Consider the following 828-nt stretch of genomic DNA (forward strand, 5'->3'; position numbering starts at 1 on the left):
ACTTACAGTTGTATCTCAACGAGTTTATTTACAAATTAAACAGACGGTATTTTGGAGACAAACTCTTTGACAGACTAGTAATTGCGAATATAACAGGTGCATAAACGGATAATCAGTAAATTTATCTAATTCTCAAAATAAGATGAAGGAAATTTTTGGCGATAAAGTGGAAAACAACAGAGTTTTTATTAATTGGTTTACTGGATTAATCAATTTTCCTGACAAAACAGAAAAAAATAAAATTCTCCGTTGGGACGGAGTTTTTTATAAAATATTTGAATACGAAACTGTTTTAGGTTTTCAAAATGGAAATTTAATTAGTCAAGGAAATGTGAAAAATTATGCAAAAATCAAAAATGGAATTAATCGAAAGGATAAAAGCAAAGTTTCTAAAATTATCTTTGAAAAACTGAAAAAGAAAAATTGGAAAAGTGATTATGATTGTTCGGAAAAATATCTAATTACAATTTCTGAAAATGGAAAAATATCAAATGTGAGAATGACCTATTCAAATGAAGAACGAAAAGAGTTCTATGAGGAAGATGAATATGAGTATTGTATCAGCAAAGTGAGAAATGCTTTAACTGGACTACAATTTGATATTTTGAAGGATAAAGGAAAACCAATTTCAGAAGATATTTATATAGAAATTTGGCAAGAGAAAAATGGGAAGCTTGAGGATTGGACGCGCTAAAGAAGACACTTCTGCTAATAACTAAGCTTTCGTCTTGTCCGCAGGACACAAGATGAAAGCCTGTTGAACGGAACCTTCGGGAGCTTTTTTGGCAGTCTATGGAGTTATCGTTTTTAGAATTTAGATACACAAAG

General features: G+C 30.4%; 1 protein-coding gene and 1 pseudogene. Both read left to right on the forward strand.

Annotated features, from left to right (window positions below):
* A pseudogene (locus DQ356_RS11125) lies at nt 1–104 on the forward strand (IS1595 family transposase); the annotation flags it as partial.
* Nucleotides 105–142: 38 nt separating this feature from the next.
* Nucleotides 143–694, forward strand: coding sequence for a hypothetical protein (locus tag DQ356_RS11130; protein WP_059137249.1), 552 nt, complete (start codon nt 143–145; stop codon nt 692–694).
* Nucleotides 695–828 lie beyond the last annotated feature (134 nt).

The sequence above is a fragment of the Chryseobacterium lacus genome, assembly GCF_003336205.1.
Taxonomy (GTDB): Bacteria; Bacteroidota; Bacteroidia; order Flavobacteriales; family Weeksellaceae; genus Chryseobacterium_A; species Chryseobacterium_A lacus.

Excerpts from the sequence above, each read along its gene's own strand:
- DQ356_RS11130 (WP_059137249.1), top strand. The coding sequence starts at position 143 with ATGAAGGAAATTTTTGGCGATAAAGTGGAAAACAACAGAGTTTTTATT.